Consider the following 22,186-nt stretch of genomic DNA (forward strand, 5'->3'; position numbering starts at 1 on the left):
GCAAAGTTGGATCTGAGGCGTTGTGCGGTGCGATCAGGTCTGTGAGCGATTGCAGTGACGAATGATTGAACAAGTTCGTTGACACAAGAACGAAAGTTCACAATGCTTGCGGCAACTCAACCCCCACCAAGGCATATGAAATGGCTTCAAACGTCGCGCTTACAGGTCTCGCCCGCGATCTGGCCGCCAGGGCGCAGGCGGGCCGTCCGGTCCGCATCGGACTGATCGGGTCCGGCGAAATGGGCACGGACATCGTCACCCGCGCCTCCATGATGGATGGCGTCGAAGTGGCTGCGATTGCCGATATCAACCCGGCGGCCGCGCACAAGGCCGTGGAGATTGCCCGTCAGGAGCAGGGCCACAGCCAGGATGCTGGCACGGTGGACAAGCTGAATGCCGCCATCGAATCCGGCCGCACGGCGATTGCCGCGTCTTCGGACATCATTCTCGAATCGGGCCTCATCGACGTGGTGATCGACGCCACGGGCGTTCCGGCTGTCGGTGCCGAGATCGGCCTCAACGCCATGGAGCGCGGCAAGCATCTGGTCATGATGAATGTCGAGGCGGACGTGACCATCGGTGCCTATCTGCGGCGCGAGGCAGACCGGCTGGGCGTCGTCTACAGCCTTGGGGCGGGCGATGAGCCCTCTTCCTGCATGGAACTGATCGAGTTCGTCTCCGCCATGGGCCACCGCATCGTCTGTGCGGGCAAGGGCAAGAACAACCCGCTCAACATCGACGCAACGCCGGATGCCTATGCAGCGGAAGCCAAGGCGCGCCACATGAATGCGCGCATGCTGGTGGAATTCGTCGATGGCTCCAAGACCATGGTGGAAATGGCCGCCATCGCCAATGCCACGGGCCTGATCCCGGACTGTGACGGCATGCATGGGCCCGCTGCCGGGCCGAAGGAACTGGCAACCACCCTCATTCCGCAGAAGGATGGCGGCGTGCTGTCCGGCATTGGCCGGGTGGATTTCTCCGTCGGCAAGGGGCTGGCGCCGGGCGTTTTCGTTGTTGCCGAAGCCGAGCATCCGCGCGTCTGGGAGCGGATGAAGGATCTGAAGATGGGCGACGGCCCGTATTTCAGCTTCATCCGGCCCTATCACCTCACCTCGCTGGAAGTGCCGCTGACCTGCGCCCGTGCCGTTCTCTACGGCAAGGCCGACATGATCCCGCTCGACAAGCCGGTGGCGGAAGTCTGCGCGGTGGCCAAGCGGGACCTGCAGGCGGGCGAGACGCTGGACCAGATCGGCGAATACACCTACCGCGCCTGGGTCATGGAAGTCTCCCGCGCCCGTGCCGCGAAGGGCATTCCAGCCGGTCTTCTGACGGGGGCCAAGGTCACCCAGCCGATCCGCAAGGGCGAACTGATCACCAGCGACAACACCGCGCTTCCCGCCAACTCCCGCATTGCCGAACTGCGCCGCCGCCAGGATGCGATGGTGTACGGGCAAGAGCTGGCGCATGCCTGAGGACAAAGCCATGGCCAACACCGCTGAAAAGGCAAAGGGCGCTGCGCCCGCAGCCGACGCCAATCTTCCCTATGCGCTGCGCAGCTACTCGCCCGAGGCGCTGACGGAAGCGCTGCGCAAGATGATGCTGATCCGCAAGTTCGAGGAAGGTGCGGAAGACAGCTACATGCGCGGCCTCATTCACGGCACCATGCACCTGTCGATCGGACAGGAAGCTTCCGCCGTGGGCTCGTCCATGTCGCTCACGGATGACGACAAGATCACCTCCAACCACCGCGGCCACGGCCACTGCGTTGCCAAGGGCGCGGATCTGGGGCGGATGTTTGCCGAGTTCTTCGGCAAGGAAACCGGCTACTGCCGGGGCCGGGGCGGTTCCATGCACATCGCCGACGTGGCCAAGGGCAATCTCGGTGCCAACGGCATCGTCGGCGGCGGTCTGCCGATTGCGGTGGGTGCCGCCCTTGCAGCCAAGCGGCTGGGCACAGGCGCTGTCACGGTCTGCTTCTTCGGCGACGGCGCCAACAACGAGGGCGCTTTCCACGAGGCGCTGAACATGGCTGCCGTCTGGAAGCTGCCGGTGGTTTTCGTCTGCGAGAACAACAAATACGGTATGTCCACCTCGGTGGAGCGCTCCACGGCTGTGAAGCACATTTCCGAGCGTGCCGCCGCCTACAGCATGCCGGGCGTGACCGTGGACGGGAATGACTTCTCCGCCGTTGCCGAAGCCGTGGACGCGGCGGTGGCAAGGGCGCGGGCAGGCGAGGGGCCGAGCCTGGTCGAGAACGTCACCTACCGCTGGCGCGGCCATTCCAAGTCTGACCGCAACCGCTACCGCACCAAGGAAGAAATCGCCGAGTGGATGGACCGCGACCCGATCAAGCGCATGACCGCGATGCTGGTTGATCACGGCATCCTGACGCAGGACGGCATCGAGGCACTGGAGGCCAGTGTGGCGCAGCAGATTGCCGATGCCATCGCCTTTGCCGCCGCGAGCCCGTCGCCACAGGCCTCCGAGGCCACCCGTTTCGTTTACACTGAAGAGACCGCAGCATGAACGCGCATCCGGCGAGCCCCCTCCGCGAACTCTCCTATGCCGAAGCCATCCGCGAGGCCATGGATCTGGCGCTGGGCTCAGATCCCCGCGTCGTTCTCATGGGTGAGGACATCGGCGTCTACGGCGGTGCCTTTCAGGTGACCGGCGATCTCGTGCACAAATACGGCACCGACCGGGTGATGGACACGCCCATCTCGGAACTGGGCGGTGCCGGTGTCGCCGTTGGTGCGGCGCTGACCGGCCTGCGGCCCATCTTCGAGTTCCAGTTCTCCGACTTTGCCGCCCTTGCCATGGAGCAGATCGTCAATCAGGCGGCCAAGCTGCGCTACATGCTGGGCGGCGCCGTTTCCGTGCCGCTGGTGATGCGCTTTCCGGCTGGCTCCGGCACGGGCGCAGCGGCGCAGCACTCCCAGAGCCTTGAAGCCTGGCTGGGGCACGTGCCGGGCCTGAAGGTGGTGCAGCCCTCCACGCCGGAAGATGCCAAGGGCCTGCTGCTGGCAGCATTGGAAGATCCGGACCCGGTGATGATCTTCGAGCACAAGATCCTCTACAAGATGAAGGGGCATGTGCCGGAGGGCCATTACACCACGCCGATCGGCAAGGCTGCGATCCGCCGTCCGGGCAAGGACCTCACCATCGTCGCCACCGCCATCATGGTGCACAAGGCGCTGGAGGCTGCCGCCACGCTGGAAGCCGAAGGCATCAGCGCCGAAGTGATCGACCTGCGCACCGTGCGGCCGATGGACCGGGAGACGGTTCTGGCCTCCGTGCGCAAGACAGGCCGGCTTGTCTGTGTCTATGAAGGGGTGAAGACGCTGGGCGTCGGTGCTGAGGTCAGCGCCATGGTGGCCGAAAGCGATGCCTTCGACTTCCTCGACGCGCCGATCATCCGCCTGGGCGGGGCCGAAAGCCCGATCCCCTATAATCCCGAGCTGGAAAAGGCCGTTGTGCCGCAGGTGCCGGACATTCTGGATGCTGCCCGCAAGCTGGCGAAGGGGCGTGTCTGATGCCCAATGAAGTGATCATGCCGAAGGTGGACATGGACATGGCGAGCGGCAAGCTCGCCACATGGCATGTTGCACCCGGTGACTGGGTGGAGAAGGGCGAGCCGCTCTTCGACATCGAAACCGACAAGGCCGCCATGGAGGTGGAGGCGCCTGCTTCCGGCTTCCTGCATCATGTCATTGCAGAAGGAACGGATGTGCCGATTGGATCAACGGTCGCCTGGCTCTATGGCAAGGATGAAGCCGTTGGTGAGCCGACTAACCAATCCGCCGCGCCTGCTGTTGAAACGCCTGCCGCTTTGCCGGAACCTGCAGCGGTTGCTCCCGCCGCTGCACCCGTTGCCGCGCCTGCGGGCGAAACAGCAGGCGGGGGGCAGGGCCTGCGCGCCACGCCTCTGGCCCGCAGCCTTGCCCGTGAGGGCGGTGTTGATCTTGGTGCCATCTCCGGCTCCGGCCCTCAGGGCCGCGTGCAGGGGGAGGATGTGCGCAAGGCGCTTGAGGCGGGCAGGGCGGATGTGACAGCGGAAGCGGTCCTTCCGGCTTCTGCATTGCCGTCGTCTCCCGAATGGCAGACGGGCCCGCTCTCCATCACCCGCAGCAAGGGCGGCACCGGGATACCCGTTGTGCTGATCCATGGCTTTGCCAGCGACGGGGCGAGCTGGGCGCCGCTGGAGGCCTATCTCAAGCACCGTCCGCTGATCCGCATCGAACTGCCCTCGCATGGCAAGTCGCCGCGCCTGCGCATTGCGGACTTCGCTTCGCTTGCAGCTGAGCTGCGCCGGGCGCTGGAGCAGACGGGCGAGGAGAAGGTGCATCTGATCGGCCACAGCCTCGGCGGCGCACTGGCGCTGGCGCTGGCCGATACGCGGCCCCGGCAGGTGGAAAGCCTGACGCTGATCGCGCCTGCTGGCCTCGGGGCGGACATCAACGGGCAGGTTCTCTCCGGCATCTGCCGGGCGCAGCGGGCCGAGAGCCTTGCGCCCTGGCTGCGCTGCCTCGTTGCCAATCCGGACATGATCACCGATGGCTACGCCAAGGCCGCCATGGCCGGGCGCAAGGATGCGGCCCTCAGGGCGGCGCAAACGGCGCTGGCCGATGTGCTGTTCCCCGATGGCACGCAGGGTTTCGACCTGCGCGCGGCGCTGGGCCGTCTCGATGTTCCGGCGCGGATCATCTGGGGCCGGCAGGACGGGATCATCCCCTGGCAGCATGCCTTGCGCGCCAGCGGTCAGGTGGCCTTGCACCTCATTGAGGGCGCCGGGCATATGCCGCAGGTGGAAGTCCCGGATCAGATTGGCAAAATCCTGCGGCAGCACCTATGATGGGGGATCACGGATTCCTCATCGATAACGGGAAATGCCCATGTCCGACAGCCAGAGCAGCCAGACGAACGGAGCGCGGGAGCGCGGCCCTGCCGACCAGCATGGCCAGCTCCGCATCCGCGCCGCCTGGCTCTATTATGTCGAGGGGCTGACCCAGTCGGAAGTTGCCAAGAAGCTGGACGTGAACCGCATTCTCATCACGCGGCTCCTGTCCGATGCCCGCAAACGGGGCGAGGTGATCATCCGCATCAAGTCGGACATCGCCCCGCTGGTGGAGCTGCAGCGCCAGCTGGAAGAGCGCTTCGGCCTGCGGCAGGCCATCGTCGCGCCGTTCTCCGATCCTGACGGCGACCCGACCCGGGCGATTGCCTCGGCGGCGGGCACCTATGTCTCCGGCATCATGGCCAACCGAATGACCGTAGGCGTGGGCTGGGGCCGCACGCTGCATCAGATGCTGCCCTTCATCGAGGGGCGGCAGCTGGAAGGCGTGCGCGTCATCTCGCTTCTGGGCGGTATTTCGCAGGCCAAGCGCTTCAACCCGGCGGAATTCGCCTGGCAGTTTGCCGAGCTCTTTGATGCCGAAGGTTTCCTCGTGCCCGCACCGGCGCTGGTGGATTCCGTCCAGACCCGCCACGCGCTGCTGGAGCATTGCGGCCTTGATCAGGTGCTGCAGATGGCGGAGACCTGCGATGTGGCGCTGCTCTCCTGCGGTGGCATCTCGACGCTCACCACCTCCTACAGGCTGGGGCAGGTGTCGGAAGCCGAGCGCCAGTCCCTTGTGGCGGCGGGGGCTGTGGGGGATGTGCTCTACCATTTCCTCGATGCCGAAGGGCGAACCGTGCCGCATCCGGTGAACGAGCGTTCCATCTCCATCCCGCTGGACCGGCTTGACCGGGTGAAGTCCAAGGTGCTGATTTCCGGCGGGCGCGAGAAGACGCAGATGATGCGTGCCACCCTCAAGGCGCTGGACATGGATGTTGTCATTACAGATGAACTGACTGCACAGCGGCTGCTGGGTCAGCTTGAGGCGTGAGCCAAGTTCACTGCCTTATTTTTCTTGCGGGCATTTCCGGCGGCAGCATGCCTTGACAGGCCTTTATACCTCTGGGACTGGTAGCTCTCCTTCCTTTGTTGCCTCAGGGCATCTCAATCAGACGGGTTCGGCCATGACACAGGCGAAACGCGCAGCACTGCTGCTTTCCTCTTCCGTTTTATTTGCCTTTGCGGCGAACGCGCAGGCGGCGGAGCTTCGCTTTGCCTCGCAGGGCGATCTGGTGTCCATGGACCCCTATGCGGTCGAAGAGGTGTTCACCTCCGGCTTCCTGGGCAATGTCTATGAAGGCCTCGTGCGCCGGACGCCGGACCTGAAGCTTGAACCGGCGCTGGCCGAAAGCTGGGAAATGCTGTCGCCCACCCAGTGGCGCTTCCATCTGCGCAAGGGCGTGACCTTCCATGACGGCAGCCCCTTTACGGCAGATGACGTGATCTATTCCGCCGAGCGCGTGCGCTCCGGTTCCTCCGACTTCAAGAACCGCCTTCCGGCTGGTGTCGAGATCGTCAAGGTGGATGATCACACGGTTGATTTTCTGACAAAGGAACCGAACCCGATCCTTAACTACACCTGGGCCAACTGGTACATCATGTCCAAGTCCTGGTCCGAGGCGAACAAGGTGGCGCCTCCGCAGAAGGGCGGGGACACGGAAAACTACGCGACCCTGCACGAGAACGGCACCGGCCCCTACAAGCTGGCCGCGCGTGAGCCGGGTGTGCGCACCGTGCTTGAGGCTTATCCGCAGTGGTGGGGTGCTTCAGCCAAGACAGGCAACGTCGACAAGGTGACCTATACACCGGTGCCGAACCCGGCGACCCGTGTGGCCGGGCTTCTGGCCGGTCAGCTGGATGTGGTGTTCCCCATTCCCGTGCAGGACATCCCGCGCCTCGAGGCTGCGGCCAATACGCAGGTTGCAGCCGGGCCGGAAGTGCGCACCATGTACCTGTCCATGAACCAGTGGAAGGACACGCTGCCGGGCTCCGGCCTTGAGGGCGTCAATCCGCTGAAGGACGTGCGCGTGCGCGAGGCCATCTACCGCGCCATCGACATCAACACCATCCGCGACAAGATCATGCGCGGCCAGACCACGCCTGCGGCCCTGATGGTGGCGCCGGGCGTCAACGGCTACACGGACGAGATCAAGCGGCTCGACTATGATCCGGAGAAGGCCAAGGCGCTGCTGGCGGAAGCCGGTTATCCGGACGGCTTTGCCCTGACTTACCAGTGCTCCAACGACATGTATGTGAATGACGAGGCGACCTGCCTTGCCATTTCCTCTATGCTGGCGAAGGTGGGCATCAAGGCCAAGCCGAACGTGCAGCCGCGTGCCAAGTATCTGGAGTCCATCACTGCGCCGAACATGGACTTCGGCCTTGCGATGCTGGGCACGACACCGGCCAGCCTCGACAGCCACATCGCGCTCTACTCCCTGCACATGTGCCCGCGCGTGGCAGAAGACCGGCCGCTGTGGGACAAGGACGATCTGACGAAGATCGTCGCGGGCAAGTCCAACTTCGGCGGGTATTGCAATCCGGAAGTGGACCGGCTGGCGGGCGAGATCCTGAAGGAAGCCGATCAGGACAAGCGCAATGCGCTGATCCGCGAGGCCTGGACCATCACCACCAATGACGTGGCCTATGTGCCGCTGCACCAGACCTGGGCCGCATGGGGCACGGGCAAGACCGTGAAGCTGGAGCGCCGTGCCGACAACGTCTTCGACTGGCGCCACGTGACCATCGGGCAGTAAGCTGGCCGTCAGAAGCTGCGGCATCCGGCTACCGGATGCCGCGGCGCAACCGGGATTCTCAGCGCAATGATCTTCTACATGCTCCGCCGCCTGTTTCAGGCGGGTATCGTGCTGCTGGTGGTGGCGCTGGTGGCGTTCTTCATGTTCCGCTATCTGGGCGATCCGGTGTCGCAGCTGGTCAGCGAGGAGACGAGCCTTGCCGACCGGGCGGCGCTGCGCGAGGCGCTGGGGTTGAATGATCCGGTGCTGGTGCAGTTCGGCCATTTCATTGGCCGGGTGGTGCAGGGCGAGTTCGGCCTGTCCTACCAGATGGGCCAGCCAGTGGGCCGGCTCATTGCCGACCGGCTTCCGGCCTCCATCGAACTCAGCGTCATTGCCTTCTCGCTGGCGCTGGCGCTGGGCATTCCGCTCGGCGTGCTGGCAGGGCTGAAGCCGGACAGCTGGCTGGCGCGGGCGATCATGATCTTCTCGCTCGCCGGGATTTCCATGCCCACCTTCTTCGTCGGGCTGATGCTGATGGTCTATTTCGGCGTGGAGCTGAACCTGCTGCCGACCTTTGGCCGGGGCGAAACAGTGGATCTCGGTTTCTGGACAACGGGGCTTCTGACCCGCTCCGGCTGGCTCTCCATCATCCTTCCGGCCTTCACGCTGGGCCTGTTCCAGCTCACCTTCATCATGCGCCTTGTGCGGGCGGAAATGCTGGAGGTGATGCGCATGGATTTCATCCGCTTCGCCAAGGCGCGCGGCCTTCCTGCCCGGCGCATCCACTTCCGCCATGCGTTGAAGAACACGCTGGTGCCCGTGATGACCATCGCCGGGCTGCAATTCGGCTCGATCATCGCCTTCGGCATCATCACCGAAAGCGTGTTCCAGTGGCCGGGCATCGGCCTTCTGTTCCTCCAGGCGATTTCGAGCGTCGATATCCCTGTCATCTCCACCTACCTGCTGCTGGTTGCGGTGATCTTCGTGACGGTCAACCTGGTGGTGGACCTGCTTTACTACGCGGTTGATCCGCGCCTGCGCGCCAGCGCCAGCTGAGGGGAAACGGATGCCTGCTTCTGCCACGCCATCCGGTTTGCGCCTGTGGATCGCCCGGCGCCCGGTGCTCTACCGCTTTCTGGCTTCACCGCTGACGGTTCTGGCTGCGTTCATCGGCTCGGTCATGATCCTTGCGGCCATCGCCGCGCCGCTGATTGCCCCGCACAATCCCTTCGACATTGCCTCGCTCGACCTTCTCAACTCGCTGCTGCCGCCGGTCTGGCATGAGGGCGGCAGCCCCGAGTTCCTGCTCGGAACCGATGATCAGGGCCGCGATCTCTTTTCCGCGCTGCTTTACGGCACCCGCACCTCGCTGATGGTGGGCGGGGTGTCGGTTCTGGCGGCTGTTCTCTTCGGTCTCGTATTCGGGCTGCTCGCCGGCTATTTTGGCGGGCTGACGGATGCCATCGTCATGCGCGTCGTCGATATCCAGATGACCTTTCCGGCCATCATGGTGGCGCTGCTGGTGGATGGCGTTAGCCGGGGCATCCTGCCGCCGGAGCAGCATGACCGGCTCGCCGTCTTCGTCATCATCTTCGCGCTCAGCCTGTCGATCTGGCCGCAGGTGGCCCGCACGGTGCGGGCCTCGACGCTGGTTCAGCGCAACAAGGACTATGTGCTGGCTGCGCAGGTGACCGGCATTTCCGCGCCGCTGATCCTCATCCGCCACATCCTGCCCAACGTCATGGGCCCTGTGCTGGTGATTGCCACCATCAACCTCGGCGTTGCCGTGCTGGGTGAGGCGACGCTGAGCTTCCTCGGCGTCGGCATTCCGGCTTCCGAACCCTCGCTCGGCACCCTGATCCGCATCGGCAACAACTTCCTGTTCTCCGGCGAGCGCTGGCTGGTGGTGTTTCCGGGCATGACGCTGGCGCTGCTGGTGCTGTCGGTGAACCTCGTGGGGGACTGGCTGCGCGATGTCCTCGACCCCAAGCTGCGCTGACCGGAGGCCTCCCATGTCCTTGCTCTCCATTTCCGGCATGAGGGTGGAATACCCGCAGCCCCTCGGCACCTTTGTGGCCGTGCAGAATGTCAGCCTCGAGGTTGGGCGCGGCGAGATCGTCGGCATCGTCGGCGAGTCCGGTGCGGGCAAGTCCACCATCGGCAGCGCCGTGATGGGCCTGCTGGAAGCGCCGGGCCGGGTGACGGCAGGCGAAATCCGCTTTGACGGCGAGGCCATCGATCCGGCCAGCGAAAAGACCATGCGCCGCCTGCGCGGCAAGCGTATCTCGATGATCTTTCAGGACCCGCTCACCAGTCTCAATCCTCTGATGACGGTGGGGGCGCAGCTGATCGAGACCATTCGCATTCATCAGTCCATGAGCGAGGGGGAAGCGCGGGAGAAGGCCATCGGCCTCTTGGCGCAAGTTGGCATCGCCAGTCCGGCAGAGCGGATCATGGCCTATCCTCACCAGTTCTCCGGCGGTATGCGGCAGCGTGTGGTGATTGCGCTGGCGCTGTGCTCAGACCCAGATCTGATCATTGCGGATGAGCCGACGACGGCGCTGGACGTGTCCGTTCAGGCGCAGATCCTTGATCTTATCCGCAAGCTGGTGAAGGAGCGGGGCATCGGCGTTATTCTCGTCACCCACGACATGGGCGTCATCTCCGGCACGGCAGACCGGGTGGTGGTGATGTACCGGGGCGAGGTGGTGGAAAGCGGGCCGGTGCGGCAGATCATCGATGCGCCCGGCCATCCCTATACCCGGAGCCTCATCGGCGCGGTGCCGCGCGGCGACCGCAAGCTGGACCGTTTCCCGCGCCTGACCTATCCGCCGCAGGCAGAGGACGCTCCGCTCAGCACAGATCGCAGCCCCGCGCTGCAGTGGCTGACGGAAGGGCGGGAGGGTGGCGCCAAGACTGTTGATGCAAAGCCCCTCATCGAGGTGCGCGATGTGCGCCTGCGCTTCCAGACAAAGGCGGCGCTGCTGCCGTCCAACCGCCGTTACTTCGAAGCCGTGCGCGGCGTCAGCCTCGATATCCGGCAGGGCGAGGTGCTGGGATTGGTAGGCGAATCCGGCTGCGGCAAGTCTTCTCTGGCCCGCATGCTGGTGCAGATCTACCGGCCGACCTCCGGCACCATCAGTTTTGATGGCAAGACCGTGGGCGGGGCGGCGAGCCAGGCGGAAGACAGGGCCCTGCGCCAGCAGGTGCAGATGATCTTCCAGGACCCGTATTCCTCGCTCAACCCGCGCATGAGCACGGGCCGGATCATTGCCGAGCCGCTGACCCATCATGGCCTTGCCACGTCATCTGCCGAGCGGCGCAGGATCGTGGCGGATTTGCTGGAAGCGGTGGGGCTTGGGGCGGCTGCGGCGGACAAGTATCCGCATGAGTTCTCCGGCGGCCAGCGCCAGCGCATCGCCATTGCAAGGGCACTGGCGACGCGGCCCCGGTTCCTCATCTGCGACGAGCCGACCTCGGCGCTGGATGTGTCCATTCAGGCGCAGATCCTCAACCTGTTGAAGGACCTGCGTGACGCGCTGGATCTCACTGTGCTTTTCATCAGCCACGATCTGCCGGTGGTGCGCCAGATGTGCGACCGGGTGATCGTGATGAAGGAGGGGCTGATTGTCGAGGAAGCTGAGACCGAACAGCTCTTTACCGCCCCCGCCAGCCCCTATGCCCGGCACCTGCTGGACCTGATGCCCAGCCTGTAACTCCAGACCCCGAGCGGCATCCGGGCCTTGGCATAAGTGCCCTCAGATCAGCCCGTGCTTGCGCAGACGGTATTCCAGCCGTGCCCGCGTCAGGCCGAGGCGGCGGGCGGCGGCGGAGATGTTGCCTTTTTCCTGCGCCAGCGCATCGCGGTAGAGCGCCTGTTCCTGTGCCTCGATCTGTTCAAGCCCTTCGCTGCGGGCTGGAAGCGGGGCGGTGCCGGGCGTCGTGCGCAGCACCGGCACAGGCCCTGTCGGCCGCTCGCTGCCCTGAAACACGTGGTGCAGGCCGATCAGGCCGTTGTCATCGGCAAAGACCACGCCGCGCTCCACAAGGTTCTGCAATTCGCGGATGTTGCCGGGAAAGTCATAGGCCAGCAGCGCGTCCATGGTGCTGCGGCTGAAGCCGGTGATGGCCTTGCCGTGCTTCTCCCGGAACTGGGCCAGAAAATGGGCGCAGAGCAGGGGGATGTCATCGCGTCGCTCCCGCAGCGGGGGAATGTGGATGGGGCAGACGTTGAGGCGGTAATAAAGGTCGCGCCGGAAGCGCCCGGCAGAGACTTCCTGCGCCAGATCCACATTGCTGGCCGCAACGATGCGCACATTCACCGGAATGGAACGGGTGCCGCCGAGCCGCTCGATGGTGCGCTCCTGAATGGCGCGCAGCAGCTTGCCCTGTGCGGAGAAGGTGAGGGAGGCGATCTCGTCCAGAAACAGCGTGCCGCCCTCAGCCCGTTCGAAATAGCCGGGACGGGCGGTAACCGCCCCGGTGTAGGCGCCTTTTTCGACGCCGAAGAGTTCGGATTCCACCAGATTGTCCGGAATGGCCGCACAGTTGATGGCGATGAAGGGCGCCTTGCTGCGCCGGCCCAGCTGGTGCAGCTGGCTGGAAAACAGCTCCTTGCCCACACCGGATTCGCCGATGAACAGCACGGTCGCATCGGTTGCGGCGACCTTCTCCAGAAGGTGGCTGGCACGCTGGAAGCTGGCGGAGACGCCGACCATGCCGCTCGGGCCCTGGGCAGCAGGCTCTGCTGCGGCCGTTTCCGCTGAGGTCCCTTTGGCGCTGGTTGCGGCGCTGCGCCCGCGCCAGGACAGGCCGAAATATTCCTGCTCCGGCGCATCCTTGCCCCAGGCCGCAGCATCGCGTCCCACCACAAGGCAGTGCGGTGCGCCCATGCCTGCGCATTCGATCTCGCGGAAGAATACCGGATGGCCGAGAATGCGGCTGGTGTAGCCGGAGGGCACACCGGTCTGCATCCAGCACACGGGCTCCTGCGCAAGGCCATGGCTGGCGTGATGCTCTGCGGCTTCCGAGGAGTCCTCCCAGACGAATTCGCCGTGATAGGTGCCCTTGTCCGCATCAAACTCGAAGTGGCGGGTCGTCACCTTGACGAAGCCCTCCAGTGTGTGAACGCGCGGACCTGCGGCCAGAAGCTGGGTGATGCTGGCTCCGGCAAAGCGGTCCAGCACCAGTTCCGCCGCCCTTACGCCCTGCAGATAGCCGACGCGCATCAGCAGCGCCTTGGCCCGCTCCATGCCCAGCGTATCGATCAACTCCGCGCGAAGCGCGCCCAGCACCTGCGACTGGATCAGCACCATGCGCTGGTCGTTGAGCCAGATGCGCCCGTCGCCGAGGGCAAAGAGCAGCGAATGCGCCAGATCATCCAGCGTTGGCGGGGCGGCGGTGGGCAGTTCGCTGAAGGCCCCGCGCCGGATCATCCGGCCCGTGCGGGCCGAGGCTTCGGCCAGGGAAATCAGATGGTCAGGGGTGCCGGGTGTGTTCATGAATTTCATGTTTTCATGAAACTGATGAGCTGTTCAATGAAATTCTGAAACCCTGCGGAATGCGGCATGGCTGCCCGTCCGTTGTTCCTCGCGGAAAAGTCCATGTTCTTCAGTGGCTTGCCCCACATGTCCGGCGCAGGCCCGTTGTGGCACGGCGCTTGCGTAAGGGAAACTACGGCCATTTGAGGAGATGGTCTGGCGGCGGAAGCTGCCAAGAGGAGGACGGCACGGGCGGTGCGGCAGGGCAAACTGCGGCGCCTCCGGCCAAAGGGAGGACCTGATCATGAACATGCTGCATGCCGGATTTCTGAAGCCGGGAAGCTGGAGCGGGCGCATCTTTGACGGCAGCTGGTCGGCATCTGCCGCCGGTACGCTGACCGTGCGCGAACCTGCGACCGGAGACGTGCTTGCCGAAACGGGCCTTGCCGGGCCGCAGGAGGTTGCCGCCGCAGCAAAGGCCGCCGCTGCGGCCCAGAAGGCCTGGGCCGCCGTGCTGCCGCAGGCGCGTGCCGCGATCCTGAACCGGGCGGCGGATCTTCTGGAGCAGAACGGGCAGGAGCTGATCCCCTGGATCATGCGCGAAAGCGGCTCGATCGAGGCCAAGGCCGGGATCGAGATCGAGCACGGCGCCCAGTTCCTGCGCCATGCGGCCTCGCTGGCCACCATGCCGATGGGGCTGGTTCTGCCGACGATGGATGGCCGCAGCAGCCACGCCCGGCGCCTGCCGCATGGGGTTGTGGGTGTCATCTCGCCCTACAATTTCCCGCTCGTTCTGTCGGTGCGTGCCATCGCCGCGGCGCTGGCGGTGGGCAATGCAGTGGTGCACAAGCCCGATCCGCGCACGCCCATTTCCGGCGGCATCATCATCGCCCGGCTGTTCGAGGAAGCTGGCCTTCCCGCCGGTGTCCTGCATGTGCTGCCGGGCGGTGCGGATGCGGGCGAGGCCATGTGCAAGGACCCGAACATTGCCATGATCTCCTTCACCGGCTCGGCGGCAGGCGGCTCGAAGGTGGGCGAAGTCTGCGGCCGCCACCTCAAGAAGGTGCAGCTGGAGCTTGGCGGCAAGAACGTGCTGATCGTTCTGGATGATGCGGATGTGGATGTGGCTGCCTCCAACTGCGCCTGGGGTGCCTTCCTGCATCAGGGGCAGATCTGCATGGCGACAGGTCTTGTCCTTGCACATGAAAGCATTGTGGAGGCGCTGGCGGAAAAGATCGCGGCCAAGGCGCAGCATCTTCCGGTGGGCGATCCAGCCTCCGGCCGTGTGGCGCTGGGGCCGGTCATTTCCCCCAATCAGGTGGAGACGATCCAGCACATCGTCGATGATGCGGTTGCCAAGGGCGCAAGGCTTCTGGCGGGCGGCAAGGCGGATGGCCTGTTTTATCCGGCAACCGTTCTGGCGGGCATCACGCCGGACATGCTGGCCTTCCGCGAGGAGCTGTTCGGGCCTGTGGCCTGCATCATGAGCTTTGCCGGCGATGCGGAGGCTGTCCGCATTGCGCAGGACAATGACTACGGCCTGTCCGCCGGCATTCTCTCGGCCAGCACCTCGCGCGCCATGGCCATCGGCAATCAGCTCAGGACCGGCATGCTGCATATCAACGACCAGACGGTGAACGGCGGGCCCTTTGCGCCCTTCGGCGGCTTCGGCAAGTCGGGCAACGGCACCCGCATCGGCGGGCCTGCCGACATCGAGGAATTCACCCAGTGGCAATGGGTGACTGTCCGCGATCAGGCCCAGCCTTATCCGTTCTGACATCCCTTCCGCCGGACGCTGACTGGCCTTGTGCGCCCGCGTCCGGCCCTTTCCGTTGCTGGAGGCAATCATGAAAATCAAGGCAGCCGTTGCGCGCGAGACGCGTGCGGAACTCGTTCTGGAAACGCTGGATCTGGAAGAGCCGAGGGCAGATGAAATTCTGGTGGAGGTGGTGGCCACGGGCGTGTGCCACACCGACGTCGTGGTGCGGGACGGCATGCTACCGACGCCCTTGCCGGTGGTTCTGGGGCACGAGGGGGCAGGCATCGTGCGCAGCACGGGCAGTGCCGTCACCAAGGTGAAGCCGGGCGACCGGGTGGTCATGACGTTCAACTCCTGCGGCCATTGCGAAACCTGCAAGGAGCATCAGCCGTCCTATTGCTACGAGTTCTTCCCCCGCAACTTCTTTGCAACGCGGCCCGACGGCTCGACGGCCCTGTCGAAGGACGGCGAGCGGGTGCATGGCAATTTCTTCGGCCAGTCCTCCTTTGCAAGCCATGCCATCTGCAATGAAAGAAATGTGGTGAAGGTGCCGGAGGGCGCGCCGCTGGAGCTTCTGGGCCCGCTTGCCTGCGGCATCCAGACCGGTGCAGGTGCAGTGCTCAATGCACTGAAGGTGCGCGAGGGCAAGAGCTTTGCCGTCTTCGGAGCCGGGTCCGTTGGCCTGTCCGCCGTGATGGCAGCCAAGGTGGCCGGAGCACGAACCATCATCGCCGTGGATCTCAATCCGGACAGGCTGGAACTGGCGAAGGAGCTGGGCGCGACCCATGTCATCAACCCGAGCGCGGAAGATGCCACGGCGGCGATCCTCGCCCTCACGGGCACGGGCGTGCATTATGCGCTCGATACCACGGGCCTGCCGCCGGTTATCCGCTCGGCCGTGATGGCGCTTGCCAATGCCGGAACCTGCGGCATTCTCGGCGCCTCGGGGCCGGAGGCGGAGCTGCAGATCAACGAGATGCATTTCATGAGCGGCGGCCGGCGGCTGATGGGCATCGTGGAAGGCGAGAGCGATCCGGATGAGTTCATTCCGCATCTGGTCGAACTCTACAAGAAGGGGCTATTCCCCTTCGACAAGCTCATCACCTTCTATGAGTTCGGCGAAATCAACGCCGCCATCCATGCCTCCGAAACGGGCTCTGCCATCAAGCCCGTGCTGCGGATGGCGTGAGGGAAAATTTGTTTCGTTGGATGTGAGATGAAACCCTGAGGCCGTCTTCATGGGCGTGAAGGCGGCCTTCTGCATCTGGCTTGGGCGTCCGCTTCCGCCGTCCGGCTTATCTTTGCGGGCGGGATGCGGTGCAGGCGCTGCTTTCTTGCGCTGGCTGCAACAGAGTTTTCCGGAATGCGCGATTTATTCCGGAAGATCAAAGTGCAAGCCTGACCCTGCAGCATGTTTCACCGGCAGGTGGTCCCATCGATAAACAACAAGATCCACGCGGGAAAAAAGTAATTTTCTCCCGATGCTGGCCCATGCCCAGAGGTTCATCATGAAATTCACCCGTTCTCTGCCGCGTCTGGCGGCCCTCGCATTGACAACGGCACTTGTGGCAGCCGCGCCAGCGCAGGCGGATACCGTTTCTCTGGATCTGCAGAGCGCCTGGCCCCTGACCATGCCGGCCAGCGGCCAGAATGCCGAATATCTGGCGGAGAAGCTGAATGCCCTGTCGGGTGGCAGCCTCAAGGTGAAGGTCTATTCGGCCGGCAAGCTTGTGCCGCCGCTGCAGATTTTCGATGCCGTGCAGCAGGGTTCGCTGGATGCGGGCTACACCTCGCCGCTCTATGTGGCCGGGCGCTTTCCCGCCGTGCAGCTCTTCGGCGGTATCCCCTTCGGTCCGGATGTGCTGACCCACGCGGCCTGGATCTATAACGGCGGCGGCCGGGAGATCTGGTCGGAGATCTATGCCAAGCAGGGCGTCGTCACCATTCCCTGCGGCCTGATGGAGCGGGAAGCGGGCGGCTGGTACTCTTTCGAGATCAAGTCTGTCGCTGATTTCAGCGGCAAGAAGCTGCGCTTTGCCGGGCTTGCGGGCGAGACCATGGTCAAGCTCGGCGCCTCCATCGTGCTGCTGCCGACCGGTGAGATCTATCCGGGCATGGAGAAGGGGGTGATCGACGGCGCCGAGCTGTCCATGCCCGCCATCGACGTCACCGTCGGACTCGATAACGTGGCCAAGAACTACTACCTGCCGGGCTGGCACCAGCCTGCGGCTATGAATGAGCTGATCATCAATCAGGCCAAGTGGGACAGCATGGACGAGGCCCAGAAGACGGCCATCGAGGAGGCCTGCAAGGCGACGAACCTGCGCTCCGTCATGTCCACCCAGACCGCCAATGCGGAAGCGGTGAAGGGCTTTGAGGCCAAGGGCGTGCAGGTGCGCCAGTTCCCGCCGGAGGTGCTGGAGGCCATCAAGGCCAAGGTGGATGAGGTGATGAAGGAGCAGAGCGGGAAGGACGCCGACTTCAAGCGCGTCTGGGAGTCCGTGTCGGCCTACCGTGCCTCGACCGAAGCTTGGGCTGCCCGCCAGTAACACGAGGATTGCGCGGGTGGCGGGGCACAGATGGCCTGCCGCCCGTCCGCCTTCACTGCAACGGGGCTGTCCTCATGCATTTCGTCGAACTGGTGGACCGGCTCAGCCGGTCGGTGGGGCTTGCAGGGGCGCTGGTGCAGCCGCTGCTGATGCTCACCATTCTGGTCAATGTGCTGCTGCGCTATGTGTTCAATCTCGGCATGATCGAGCTTGAGGAACTGCAGTGGCACATGAATGCCGTCGTGGTCATGTGCTGTCTTGCCTGGGCCTACCAGCGCGACATGCATGTGCGGGTCGATGCCCTGCACGGGCGCATGGGTGAGCGGGGCAGGGCGCTGGCCGAAGTGCTCGGCGTTCTCTTCCTGCTGCTGCCCTTCGCCGGGTTCCTCACCCTGAATTCCTGGAAGATCTTCGAATATTCCTGGCGCCTCAGGGAAGGCTCACCCATGCCCTCCGGCCTGCCGGCCCGCTACATCATCAAGGGCGTCATGGCCGCAGGCTTTGCCCTTCTCTTCCTGCAGGGGCTTTCCGTGCTCCTGAAATCCCTTGCCGTCCTGATCCGCCCCGGGAGGTCCGCCGATGGGCGTTGATGCGGTTTTCGTCTTCTTGCTGTTCTCCACCTTCATGGTGGTGATGTTCTCCGGCTATCCGGTGGCTTTCGTGCTGGGCGGCGTCGGCGTTCTCTTTGCCGTGCTCGGCAGTGTGCTGGATGCCTTTGCCTTTGATGCGGACATGGCCTCCATCCGCATGCTGGGCTTTGTCGCCAACCGGACCTTCGACACGCTGTCCAGCTATTCGCTCATTCCCATGAGCATGTTCATCTTCATGGGCCTGATGCTCGACCGCTCGGGCATTGCCGAAAAGCTGCTCACCTCCATGCACGGGCTGTTGCGGCAGGTGCCGGGCGGGCTGGCGGTGTCGGTGGTGCTGATCGGCGTCGTCCTGGCGGCCTCGACCGGCATCATCGGTGCTTCCGTGGTGCTGCTCGCCACCATCGCCATGCCGGCCATGCGGGCGGCAGGCTATGACGACCGTCTGAGCCTTGGCACCATTGGTGCGACCGGATGCCTCGGCATTCTCATTCCGCCGTCGATCATGCTGGTGGTCATGGGCGACCAGCTGCAGATCCCGGTGGGGGACCTGTTCAAGGGCGCCATCGTACCGGGCCTGCTGCTCGCCGGTGCCTATGTGGTCTATATCGTCACCGTGGCTCTGATCTGGCCGGACAGGGCCCCCAAAGGTCATACCGGTGATGCGGCAAAGGTGACCTTTGGCGAGCTGGCCCGGGTTCTTGTGGCGCCGCTGCTGCTGGTTGTGGCAGTGCTTGGGTCTATCGTCTTCGGCATTGCCTCGCCGACGGAAGCCTCCGGTATCGGTGCGGCGGGGGCAACGCTGCTGGCCATCGCTTCCGGACGGCTGGGCTGGAAGGGGTTCGTCGAAGTCTGCGAGGCAAGCGGGCTGACGACGGCCTTTCTCTTCGCGCTGATCTTCGGCGCCTCCTGCTTTTCGGTGGTGCTGCGCGGCTATGGCGGGGACGAGGTGATTGCCGATGCCCTTCATGCCATTCCGCTGCCGCCGGAAGGCACGCTGCTGCTGATCCTCTTCATCCTGTTCCTGCTGGGTTTCTTCCTCGACTGGATGGAGATCATCCTCATCATCGCGCCGCTGGTGATGCCGGTGCTGACGGCCATGGGCCACAATCCGGCCTGGGTGGCGATCCTGATGGCTGTCTGCCTGCAGACCTCCTTCCTGACGCCGCCGGTCGGCATGGCACTGTTCTATCTCAAGAACACGGTTTCCGATGCCGCCATCGGCACCATCTACCGGGCGGCGGTGCCTTTCGTGCTGCTGCAGATGGCGGTGCTTGCCGCCTGCCTCATCTGGCCGCAACTGGTGCTGGGGCTTGCGGGCATGAAGTGACACCGGGAGGGGGCTGATACCAACTCTCGATGAGCTTGTCTCATCGAGAGTTGGTCAAGCCCGTGCGGCGCATGAGCAAATTCAAGGCGTGATGCGTCAGCATCGAAAGCCTTGGTATAAGCCTACGCGCCGCCGGTGATCCACTCCTCCCCGTCATCGCCGCTTGCGTCCTGTGCCGCCCGGCGCTGCCCCTTGGCCGCGCTGGGCGGTTCGCCTTTCCAGCCCCGGTAGGCGCGCCAGAACACCGTGCCGTCGGCATAGCCCAGACTATGGGCAATCTGGGTGACGCGGGCATCCTTCTGGGTCAGCTGATTGGCCGCCAGCTGGATGCGGTGCTCCCTGACGAGATCACGCAGCGAGGTGCCTTCTTCTGCCAGACGCCGCTGCAGGCTGCGCGCCGACATGTTGAGCTCGGCCGCAAGGGCGGTCAGCGTCACCGGCTTCTGGCCAAGATAGAGGCTGATCCGGTTGCGGATGCGGTCCGTCATCGTCTGGCTTTCATCGCTTTCGTCGCCGATCAGGTCGGCAAGGTGATGCTCCAGAATGGTGACAAGCTCCCGGTCCTCGCTGCGGTAGATCCGCGTCGCATCATCCCGGCCCATGATGATCCGGTTGCTGGCCTGGCGGTAGAGCACGGGCGCGCGGAAAATCCGCTGTAAAAGCTGCGGATTGGCGCTCTCAGCATGCTCGAAATGCACTTCCAGCGGCTTCCACTCCGGCGAGAAGCAGGAGCGCACCAGCTGGGCGCAGGCGGCCAGCGTGTATTCCGCATCCTGCCGCCGCGGCCACATGACCGGATCCTGCAGCCGGTAGGTCCAGACCAGATCGCCATTGACCTCGAACATGTTGGACTGGGTGCCGCTCTGCAGGGCCATCACGTGGCTCGCCAGCCGCTGGAATCCGGCCGCAATGCTGGGTGACAGGGAGAACAGGACGCCCATCGGCCCCATGTCTGCCGGCTGCACCCGCATGGCCAGTTTCAGCCCCAGATCCGGATCCTTCAGATGGACGGCAGCCGCCTCGAACAGGGTCACATAGCGGCCCAGCGGCAGCACCGAATAGGGGTCGGAAAGCTGCGTCCGGGTGATGCCATATTTGGCGATGAACTCCTGTATATTGCTGCCCTGATCTGCGATGTGCTTCAGCAGCGGGGTCAAGACAGAGGCACGCACTGACTTTATTTTAGGCGTTCGTCCCATGCAGGAATTTCCCTTACGCAGAATTACGGGAATGTGGCGCATATTATCGGAAGTTTGACGCATAGTGCAATGGGACTGGCGCCGCGCGCGGTCATACTCAAAGAATAAAAATGAACTTCCAGGGGTAAAAACATGACGATCGACGCGAATACTCGCGCCGGCGGAGAGGTGCGGCTTGCCCGCAACTCGGTCGGGCTGGCGCATATTGTCTTCTTTGTGGTTGCAGCAGCCGCGCCTTTGACGGCTGTGGCGGGGGCTTCGCCTGTGGCTTTCGCCTTCGGCAACGGGGCCGGTGTTCCCGGCGCCTTCGTGCTGGCGGGTCTTCTCTACATCATCTTCTCGGCCGGGTTCACGGCCATGAGCCGCCATGTCGGCGGTGCCGGTGCCTTCTACACCTATATCTCGCAAGGACTTGGCAAGCCGATGGGCGTCGCCGGGGCCGTCATGGCGCTGGTGACCTACAGTTCGGTGCAGATTGCCGTCTACGCGCTCTTCGGCGTCTTCACGGCAGGTGCCATGGCCGGGCTCGGGCTGGAAGCGCCCTGGTGGGCATGGTCGCTGGCGGCCCTTGCGGTGGTCCATCTCTGCGGCCAGCGCAACATTTCCTTCTCCGGCAAGATCCTTGGCGTCGCCATGGTGCTGGAAATCGCCATCCTCCTGATGCTGGATGTCGGCATCCTGCTGCGCGGCGGTGGCCCGGAAGGCCTCAGCCTTGAGAATTTCGCGCCGTCCGTCGTGTTTTCACCGGGGCTGGGCGTGGCACTGGTCTTCGTGATCGGTTCTTTCATTGGATTTGAATCAACCGCCATCTTCGGTGAGGAAGCCCGCGATCCGGACCGCACGATCCCCCGCGCCACCTATACGGCGGTGCTGCTGATCACCGGTTTCTATGCCTTCTCCACCTGGGCCATCGCGCAGCATTACGGCTCGTCCGTGATCCAGCAGACGGCGGAAGCCGGTCTTGAGACGCTGTATTTCAATGCCGCTGCCGATGTGCTGGGCCCCTGGTCGGTCACGGCCATGGAAATCCTGCTCATCGTCTCGCTGTTTGCCTGCGTCCTGTCCTTCCACAACACGCTGAACCGTTATTTCTTCGCCCTCGGCCGTGAGGGGCTGATTGCGAAGATCTTCGGCAAGGTCAGTGCCGCGCATGGCTCTCCGGCGGCGGCCGGCTGGCTTCAGTCGGCGATTGCCGCAAGCATTCTTGCGATCTTCATCATCGGCGGCGCAGATGCCTATGCAGTGGTGTTCTCCTGGATGTCCGCTCTTGCGGTGCTTGGCATCCTGATGGTGCAGTTCCTCGTGTCGCTGGCCATCATCGCCTACTTCCGCCGCCAGCATGGCCATGAGCACAGCATCCTCGTCACGCGGATCATGCCGGCCCTGTCGGTCGTGGGGCTTGGTGGCGCCATCCTGCTGGTCAGCAGCAATCTGGAGCTTCTGTCGGGCAGTGACAGTGCGCTGGTGCAGTCCTTCCCGGTTCTCATCGCCCTTTGCGGCCTTGCCGGGTTCCTTTTCGCCATGCGGATCAAGAGCCGCCAGCCGGACCTCTACAAGAACCTCGGCGCTGTCTTCGAGTGATCCCTTCCTGCCGGGCGGTTCTGCCACAGAGCCTGTCCGCCCGGCAGCATCATTCCAACAAGC

Annotated in this window: 17 protein-coding genes; 15 read left to right on the forward strand and 2 right to left on the reverse strand. The window is 64.3% G+C overall.

The features are described 5' to 3' along the window. Window positions 1–140: 140 nt before the first annotated feature. From IF10I1_RS14140 to IF10I1_RS14180, 9 genes are all read left to right on the forward strand, one after another. Window positions 141–1,475: an NAD(P)H-dependent oxidoreductase gene (locus IF10I1_RS14140; protein WP_186415535.1), complete on the forward strand. Its 1,335-nt coding sequence runs from the start codon at window positions 141–143 to the stop codon at window positions 1,473–1,475. A 10-nt stretch (window positions 1,476–1,485) separates the two neighbouring features. Then, window positions 1,486–2,529 (forward strand): thiamine pyrophosphate-dependent dehydrogenase E1 component subunit alpha, encoded by a 1,044-nt coding sequence (locus IF10I1_RS14145; protein ID WP_186393983.1) that lies wholly within the window; start codon window positions 1,486–1,488, stop codon window positions 2,527–2,529. Beyond that, window positions 2,526–3,536, forward strand: coding sequence for an alpha-ketoacid dehydrogenase subunit beta (locus tag IF10I1_RS14150; RefSeq protein WP_019966160.1), 1,011 nt, complete (start codon window positions 2,526–2,528; stop codon window positions 3,534–3,536). Before IF10I1_RS14145 ends, IF10I1_RS14150 begins: the two co-directional genes overlap by 4 nt. Further along, entirely contained in the window at window positions 3,536–4,855 is a 1,320-nt protein-coding gene (locus IF10I1_RS14155) for an acetoin dehydrogenase dihydrolipoyllysine-residue acetyltransferase subunit (RefSeq protein ID WP_186393308.1), read from the forward strand. Before IF10I1_RS14150 ends, IF10I1_RS14155 begins: the two co-directional genes overlap by 1 nt. Window positions 4,856–4,895: 40 nt before the next feature. Next, complete coding sequence (locus IF10I1_RS14160) at window positions 4,896–5,888, forward strand: sugar-binding transcriptional regulator (RefSeq protein ID WP_208975621.1); 993 nt, start codon at window positions 4,896–4,898, stop codon at window positions 5,886–5,888. Window positions 5,889–6,021: 133 nt separating this feature from the next. Beyond that, window positions 6,022–7,653, forward strand: a complete 1,632-nt coding sequence (locus tag IF10I1_RS14165) for an ABC transporter substrate-binding protein (RefSeq protein WP_186393309.1) — start codon at window positions 6,022–6,024, stop codon at window positions 7,651–7,653. Window positions 7,654–7,719: 66 nt separating this feature from the next. After that, window positions 7,720–8,691, forward strand: coding sequence for an ABC transporter permease (locus tag IF10I1_RS14170; protein WP_050473235.1), 972 nt, complete (start codon window positions 7,720–7,722; stop codon window positions 8,689–8,691). A 10-nt stretch (window positions 8,692–8,701) separates the two neighbouring features. Further along, entirely contained in the window at window positions 8,702–9,634 is a 933-nt protein-coding gene (locus tag IF10I1_RS14175; RefSeq protein WP_208977449.1) for an ABC transporter permease, read from the forward strand. 13 nt (window positions 9,635–9,647) lie between these two features. Further along, window positions 9,648–11,351 carry an ABC transporter ATP-binding protein gene (locus tag IF10I1_RS14180; protein WP_186415534.1) on the forward strand — a complete coding sequence of 568 codons (1,704 nt, stop codon included), beginning with the start codon at window positions 9,648–9,650 and terminating at the stop codon, window positions 11,349–11,351. 42 nt (window positions 11,352–11,393) lie between these two features. Here IF10I1_RS14180 and IF10I1_RS14185 read toward each other — a convergent pair whose 3' ends face one another. Then, window positions 11,394–13,136, reverse strand: coding sequence for a sigma-54-dependent Fis family transcriptional regulator (locus IF10I1_RS14185; RefSeq protein WP_208977448.1), 1,743 nt, complete (start codon window positions 13,134–13,136; stop codon window positions 11,394–11,396). 283 nt (window positions 13,137–13,419) lie between these two features. On the opposite strand from IF10I1_RS14185, the gene IF10I1_RS14190 reads away from it, so the two are divergent. The 5 genes from IF10I1_RS14190 (at window position 13,420) to IF10I1_RS14210 (ending at window position 19,343) form a co-directional block, all read left to right on the forward strand. Then, window positions 13,420–14,892 carry a benzaldehyde dehydrogenase gene (locus IF10I1_RS14190; RefSeq protein WP_186393312.1) on the forward strand — a complete coding sequence of 491 codons (1,473 nt, stop codon included), beginning with the start codon at window positions 13,420–13,422 and terminating at the stop codon, window positions 14,890–14,892. A 70-nt stretch (window positions 14,893–14,962) separates the two neighbouring features. Continuing rightward, a complete protein-coding gene (locus tag IF10I1_RS14195) occupies window positions 14,963–16,063 on the forward strand; it encodes an NAD(P)-dependent alcohol dehydrogenase (protein ID WP_186393313.1) in 1,101 nt (366 codons plus the stop codon). A 319-nt stretch (window positions 16,064–16,382) separates the two neighbouring features. Continuing rightward, window positions 16,383–17,423, forward strand: coding sequence for a TRAP transporter substrate-binding protein (locus IF10I1_RS14200; protein ID WP_208977447.1), 1,041 nt, complete (start codon window positions 16,383–16,385; stop codon window positions 17,421–17,423). Window positions 17,424–17,497: 74 nt separating this feature from the next. Beyond that, window positions 17,498–18,013 carry a TRAP transporter small permease subunit gene (locus IF10I1_RS14205; protein ID WP_050473240.1) on the forward strand — a complete coding sequence of 172 codons (516 nt, stop codon included), beginning with the start codon at window positions 17,498–17,500 and terminating at the stop codon, window positions 18,011–18,013. Beyond that, the gene (locus tag IF10I1_RS14210; RefSeq protein ID WP_186393315.1) at window positions 18,003–19,343 is read left to right on the forward strand and encodes a TRAP transporter large permease subunit; all 1,341 of its coding nucleotides are present in this window, start codon (window positions 18,003–18,005) and stop codon (window positions 19,341–19,343) included. Before IF10I1_RS14205 ends, IF10I1_RS14210 begins: the two co-directional genes overlap by 11 nt. 122 nt (window positions 19,344–19,465) lie before the next feature. On the opposite strand, the gene IF10I1_RS14215 is transcribed toward IF10I1_RS14210, so the two are convergent. Further along, a complete protein-coding gene (locus IF10I1_RS14215; protein WP_019966147.1) occupies window positions 19,466–20,515 on the reverse strand; it encodes an AraC family transcriptional regulator in 1,050 nt (349 codons plus the stop codon). A gap of 159 nt (window positions 20,516–20,674) precedes the next feature. On the opposite strand from IF10I1_RS14215, the gene IF10I1_RS14220 reads away from it, so the two are divergent. Continuing rightward, window positions 20,675–22,123, forward strand: coding sequence for an APC family permease (locus tag IF10I1_RS14220; RefSeq protein ID WP_094461827.1), 1,449 nt, complete (start codon window positions 20,675–20,677; stop codon window positions 22,121–22,123). The last annotated feature ends 63 nt before the right edge of the window (window positions 22,124–22,186 follow it).

It is taken from the genome of Pannonibacter sp. I15F10I1 (assembly GCF_900185665.1).
Lineage (GTDB): Bacteria > Pseudomonadota > Alphaproteobacteria > Rhizobiales > Stappiaceae > Pannonibacter > Pannonibacter indicus.